This window comes from Candidatus Neomarinimicrobiota bacterium (assembly GCA_041862535.1).
GTDB lineage: Bacteria > Fidelibacterota > Marinisomatia > SCGC-AAA003-L08 > TS1B11.
Genome location: JBGVTM010000328.1, coordinates 1 through 5,690 on the forward strand (window position 1 = coordinate 1; position 5,690 = coordinate 5,690).

Consider the following 5,690-nt stretch of genomic DNA (forward strand, 5'->3'; position numbering starts at 1 on the left):
CACCGAAACGGAAGCGGCGGCTCCGTAAGGGCACAATCTTGACTCCCATAGAAGTCAAGCGCGTGAAAAAAATGATCTCCGCATAGGAATAGGATCATGCCCAGAGCCACCAGTAGTATACCCCGACACCGCCGGCATCGGAAGATCGTTAAACAGGCCAAGGGCTATTATGGGGCCCGGTCTAGGAATTACCGGACAGCCAAGGATGCCGTTAGCCGGGCCCTGATTTACGCCTACCGGGACCGGCGCCAGCGCAAACGCCAGTTCCGCCGTCTCTGGATCGCGCGGATCAATGCCGCCGTTCGCCAGCACGGTATGAACTATTCTGAGTTCATGCACGCCCTGCGGGAACAGAATATGGAGCTGAATCGCAAGGCCTTGGCCGACATGGCCGTCCGTGATCCCGAGGGTTTCAAAGCCCTGGTCAAATCCCTTTCATAGTTAAGGATGAGCCTGCTCGCGGACATTCAGCAGGTCCGTGCCGAGTTTGACCGCTGCCTCGAAGCAGCCCGGTCAGGCGACGAGACTGTCGAGCAGCTCCACATTACCTTTCTGGGTAGGAAGGGGAAACTGTCGGCCCTTTTTGTTCGCATGGGGACCTTACCTCCTGAAGAGATTCCCGAGGCAGGTCGCCAGCTGAATACGGCCAAGGAATATTTCTCTCAGGCCATCGAGGCGCTGGCAGAAGAATTACAGCCGGAAGTCCGGGCCAAGGAACCCGAGCGGGACCTTACCCTACCCGGCGACCCCATCCCCCTGGGGACTACGCACCCCGTCATTCAGATTGAAGACAGCATCAAGGAAATTTTCCTGCGGCTGGGATTCTCGGTTTTCTACGGTCCTGAGGTGGAAACAGAGTTCTACAATTTCGAAGCTTTGAATTTTCAGCAGGATCATCCCGCTCGGGATATGCAGGATACTTTCTACATTGATGACGACCTGCTCCTGCGGACTCATACGTCCAATATTCAGATTCACGCTATGCAGACCATGCAGCTTCCGCTGCGGATCATCATGCCGGGGCGGGTCTACCGCAGCGAGGCCATCAGCCCCCGCAACTACTGTACCTTCCATCAGATTGAGGGACTAGTTGTGGATCATAACATCTCTATGGCGGAGCTGAAAGGGACACTTCAGCATTTTGCCCGGGAGCTATACGGGCCCGATACCAAAACGCGCTTTCGCCCCAGCTACTTTCCCTTCACTGAACCCAGTGCCGAAATGGATATCTATTGGGGCCTGGAGTCGGAAACCGACTATCGCGTCACCAAAGGCACTGGTTGGTTGGAAATCCTGGGTTGCGGGATGGTCCACCCCAATGTCTTACGGGCAGTAGACGTCGATCCCCTGGAATGGACTGGTTATGCCTTCGGGATGGGGCTCGAGCGGATGGCCATGCTCAAATGGGGCGTAGGGGATATCCGGTACTTCTACGAAGGTGATCTGCGCTTTCTACAGCAGTTTTGACCATGAAAGTTTCCGTTGATTGGTTGAGAGACTTCGTCGATTTCGACTTATCGCCGGACGATCTGGCCGTGACCCTCACGGCTCTGGGACTGGAAGCCGTCGTCGAATCTAAAGCCTACGATTTCGATGGGGTGGTAGTAGGGAAAATTATCGACTTTGAGTCCATCCCTGATACTAGACATCTGACTCTTTGCCAGGTGGATATTGGTAGGGGAATAGTACCGATTGTCTGCGGGGCACCCAACGTGGCCATAGGCGCTCTTGTCCCTTTAGCTATGGTAGGTGCCAGCTTACTAGATGGTATGAAGGTAAAGGCAACTAAAATCCGTGGTCAGGTGTCTGAGGGGATGATGTGCGCCGAGGATGAACTGGGACTCTCTGATGACCATAGTGGTATCATGATCCTTGGCAGTCAAGCAGTATTAGGCCAAGACTTAAAGGATTACTTGAAATTATCCCGGGAAACTACGCTTGATCTTGACCTTACGCCCAACCGAGGTGACGCTTTCAGCCACCTGGGAGTCGCTCGTGATCTAGCAGCTAAACTGCAAATCACAATCAGAATGCCGCCTATTTCCTTCAAGGAAGGTCCGACACCGATTGAAGAGCTGGCCCGCTTGGATGTCTCTGCTCCTGATGGCTGCCATCGCTATACCGCTCGAGTCATCACAGGGGTGAAAGTCGGTCCCTCACCGGATTGGATTGTCAGACGGCTGGAGGCGGTGGGCCTGCGTACGATCAACAACGTTGTAGATGCCTCCAACTATGTTCTCATGGAGTTGGGGCATCCGCTTCACATCTTCGACTATGATCGCCTGGCGGAACACCGGATTGATGTTTATTATGCCCAGGCTGGCCAGATATTTACTACCCTGGATGGACAGCAGCGGGTGCTCAATGAAAAGCATCTCCTGATCGCCGATGGGGCAGGACCGGTTGCCCTGGCCGGAATCATGGGTGGACTGGAATCGGAGGTTACTGAAGCTACCACCAATGTGCTGATCGAAAGCGCCTACTTTGCCCCTTCTGTCATTCGACGAGGCTCTAAATCCCTGGATCTGTCCAGCGAGGCCTCGAAGAGATTTGAGCGGGATACCGACATCGAAGGCCTTATCACGGCCCTCGATCGGGTGGCGGCTCTGATTGTTGAATTGGCCGGGGGTACGGTCGCTAAAGGACGCCTTGACGTTTATCCCACAGTACACCACCCCAGGGAAATTGAACTCTCCATTGCCTTCACGAATCGCCTGTTGGGCACCAGTCTAAGCGGGGAGGAAATGGCCGGCTTTCTTGGGAGACTGGGAATTAGCGTCAACCAGCAGGACAAAGATACATTGCACTGCACGGTACCCTTAAGTCGCCCGGAGTTGATCCAGCCCGTGGACCTGATTGAGGAGATCGCCCGCCTGGTAGGTTACGATAGAATCCCCGCCGTGGAAGGGGTGGATGTACGCTTTACTGCCCTCATTAACGATCCCCAGGCCTATTTTTCCAAGGTACGTACTTCGCTTGTATCCTGGGGTTTCCACGAGCATATGGCCAATACCCTGACGTGCCATGATTACGCGGGCCTATTCTCAGACGTGGATGCCATTGAACTTCGTAATCCCCTAAGTAAAGAAATGGCCTTTTTACGCACCTCACTTCTTCCAGGTTTGGTACAAGCGGTGGCATTTAACGAACGCCGCCAGAACCGTGATGTCCAGCTATTTGAAATCGGCGCTGTTCATCAAGCCCATGCTGAAGCCTATAACCGCGCCCGGGAGACTTTTATGCTGGGCCTGGTCTCCACCCTTGGTGCAGGCAGTGGCACAATCCACTGGAAAAAACCGGCTCCTAAAGATTTCTATTTCCTGAAGGGCGTGACCACACAACTGCTGCAGAATTTGGGTATTCCCGCAGTGACTTTCGCACCCACAAAAGCCAAGGGTTTAATCTCTCCCCTAGAGGTTCGCGCAGGCGATAATATTATCGGTAAACTGGGCGAAGTGAAAGCCGAGGTACACGAACTATTTGCCCTTGAGACTCCGGTGGCGGTAGCGGAACTGGACCTGTCTCAGATCGGGCAGCTCCGGGAAGGGGCTGAGACTACCTATAAAGATGTGGTTCCATACCCGATTGTAGAGCGTGATATAGCTATAGAGGTTTCTCTGGAGGCCACCGCAGCCGAGATACTCGATACCATCCATCGTGCAGGTGGCAAATATCTCCGTGACGCCCGCATTTTCGACTTATATTCCGGCAAAGGCATCGGGAAAGGGAAGCGGAGCCTGGCTTTCCGTCTTTATTTCCAATCCGATGAGCGCACCCTGAAGGATGATGAGGTGGATCAGCACATCTGGAGCATAGCAGAGGCGTTAAGGCAGCGCCATCAAGCGCGATGGCGTAAATCCTGAGAACTGAGGCGACAAGGGAGGATGACCATGAAAGATCAAGAACATAACCTAGTCCGGGTTACTATCTACGGCCATGAGTACACGGTGCGTGCGGTGGCGGATCCGGACTATATCGTCGAGGTAGCGTCCTACGTGGATGAACGGATGCGCGAGACGGAATTGAATCTTGATGGCCCCCAGTCGCCCACTAGAATCGCCATCTTGGCTGCCATGAGTATCACCGATGAGCTCTTTACTGAACGACGCAAACGGCATTCATCACTCGAACAGATCGAAGGGCGTGCCGTGGCCTTATCCAACCTCGTTGACGAGGTACTTGAAACGACCCTGAAAGATTGATCCCCAACGGTTACCTCATCACACCGCGGCAACAATAGATTAACTCCCGCAAGAATACAACGGGATCTGCGCAGGACAAGATGCCGATAGATACTATTCTCCTGGCGGGGAAACCCGTCGCTGAGGCAGTATACAGTGGCCTCCAATCACGTATTAACGCGCTGCGTGAGACAGATACGATCCCTGGTCTGGCGGTGGTATTGGCTGGTGAGGACCCTGCTTCCACCGTCTATGTGCAGTCTAAGACCAGGGCTTTTCAGCGTCTGGAGCTATTCGCGGAAACCTTCCATCTGACGGCGTCAACTGAAGAATCTGAAGTCCTCCAGCTTATAGACCGCCTGAACGAAGACGAGCGCTTCCACGGAGTCCTGGTGCAGCTGCCTTTGCCACGGCAGATAAAATCTGAAAACGTACTGGAGCGGGTTTCGCCCCTGAAGGATGTGGACGGTTTCCATCCCGATAACCTGGGGCGCCTTCTCGCCGGTCAACCAAGATTTATACCCTGCACGCCTCAAGGGATCCTTGAACTCCTGGCTTATTATAAAATCCCCACTATCGGCCGTCATGCCGTAGTGGTTGGCCGCAGCACGATCGTGGGCAAGCCCATGATGGCCCTGCTGGCTAACAAATGGAACCGAGGAAACGCCACGGTTACTGTCTGTCATACCGGCACACCGGATATTGCCGAGTATACTAGCCAAGCGGACCTTTTGATCGTCGCTTCGGGACAACCACAGCTAATCACCCCTGAAATGGTCAAGGCCAGTGCGGACATCGTGGATGTGGGAATGAATCGGGAGCCGGACAGTTCTCCCAAGGGCTATCGTCTCGTGGGAGACGTCGCCACCGAACAGATGATGGGGCATGTCCATGCTATCACACCGGTTCCAGGAGGCGTCGGTCCCATGACTGTTGCCATGCTGGTGTCAAATACCGTGCTGGCGGCGGAAATAAGAGCTGGAGTCGCTTCCACTAAGTGAGTTATATTTAGTCCAAATGGTTACTGCATCTGAAAGAAGCGCTATGACGACAACCGATATTGTGGGCGACGTGGTACAGGTGCTCTTGAAGGAGCCGGGCGAACTGGCCTACCTGGGCTTTGAAAAAACCTCGCTCTTTTTACAGGTGGTGGGAATAGATGAAGCCGGTATCTGGTGCGCTCATCCCAACTACAACTTAGTCAAGGTAAACGATGAAGAAGGGAACCCTCTCCCACCGGAGGAGCAGGTCCATACCCAGGTGGAAGCCAATTTCCTGATCCGTTGGGAACAAATCGCCACTATTGTTCATTTCCCCGATCGTGAGGGTTTTGATTTCCCCAGTCCCTTTGAGAAGCATATCGGCTTCGTGATTCCTTCAGACGAAATGGGGGTGAAGAGCGTAGAGAAAAAATCGTAGGCATTAAATCCCAGGCCCCGGTAGCTCAGCTGGATAGAGCGTTGGTCTCCGGAACCAGAGGTCGTGGGTTCGAATCCCGCCCGGGGTACA

At 54.0% G+C, this 5,690-nt stretch carries 6 protein-coding genes and 1 tRNA gene; all 7 read left to right on the forward strand.

From position 1 onward, the window contains the following. Window positions 1-96: 96 nt before the first annotated feature. The 7 genes from rplT (at window position 97) to ACETWG_11755 (ending at window position 5,688) form a co-directional block, all read left to right on the forward strand. Window positions 97-441: a 50S ribosomal protein L20 gene (gene rplT, locus ACETWG_11725; GenBank protein MFB0517255.1), complete on the forward strand. Its 345-nt coding sequence runs from the start codon at window positions 97-99 to the stop codon at window positions 439-441. A 6-nt stretch (window positions 442-447) separates the two neighbouring features. After that, window positions 448-1,467, forward strand: a complete 1,020-nt coding sequence (gene pheS, locus ACETWG_11730) for a phenylalanine--tRNA ligase subunit alpha (protein MFB0517256.1) — start codon at window positions 448-450, stop codon at window positions 1,465-1,467. Window positions 1,468-1,469: 2 nt separating this feature from the next. Continuing rightward, a complete protein-coding gene (pheT, locus tag ACETWG_11735) occupies window positions 1,470-3,863 on the forward strand; it encodes a phenylalanine--tRNA ligase subunit beta (protein MFB0517257.1) in 2,394 nt (797 codons plus the stop codon). Between the two features lie 27 nt (window positions 3,864-3,890). Further along, entirely contained in the window at window positions 3,891-4,202 is a 312-nt protein-coding gene (locus tag ACETWG_11740; GenBank protein MFB0517258.1) for a cell division protein ZapA, read from the forward strand. 80 nt (window positions 4,203-4,282) lie between these two features. Further along, window positions 4,283-5,182 (forward strand): bifunctional 5,10-methylenetetrahydrofolate dehydrogenase/5,10-methenyltetrahydrofolate cyclohydrolase, encoded by a 900-nt coding sequence (locus tag ACETWG_11745; protein MFB0517259.1) that lies wholly within the window; start codon window positions 4,283-4,285, stop codon window positions 5,180-5,182. Window positions 5,183-5,225: 43 nt separating this feature from the next. Continuing rightward, window positions 5,226-5,600, forward strand: coding sequence for a hypothetical protein (locus ACETWG_11750; protein MFB0517260.1), 375 nt, complete (start codon window positions 5,226-5,228; stop codon window positions 5,598-5,600). Window positions 5,601-5,614: 14 nt separating this feature from the next. Then, window positions 5,615-5,688, forward strand: a tRNA-Arg gene (locus ACETWG_11755). The last annotated feature ends 2 nt before the right edge of the window (window positions 5,689-5,690 follow it).

Coding starts and splice junctions, on each gene's coding strand:
- pheS (MFB0517256.1), top strand. CDS start 448: ATGAGCCTGCTCGCGGACATTCAGCAGGTCCGTGCCGAGTTTGACCGC.
- ACETWG_11745 (MFB0517259.1), top strand. CDS start 4,283: ATGCCGATAGATACTATTCTCCTGGCGGGGAAACCCGTCGCTGAGGCA.
- ACETWG_11750 (MFB0517260.1), top strand. CDS start 5,226: ATGACGACAACCGATATTGTGGGCGACGTGGTACAGGTGCTCTTGAAG.
- rplT (MFB0517255.1), top strand. CDS start 97: ATGCCCAGAGCCACCAGTAGTATACCCCGACACCGCCGGCATCGGAAG.
- ACETWG_11740 (MFB0517258.1), top strand. CDS start 3,891: ATGAAAGATCAAGAACATAACCTAGTCCGGGTTACTATCTACGGCCAT.
- pheT (MFB0517257.1), top strand. CDS start 1,470: ATGAAAGTTTCCGTTGATTGGTTGAGAGACTTCGTCGATTTCGACTTA.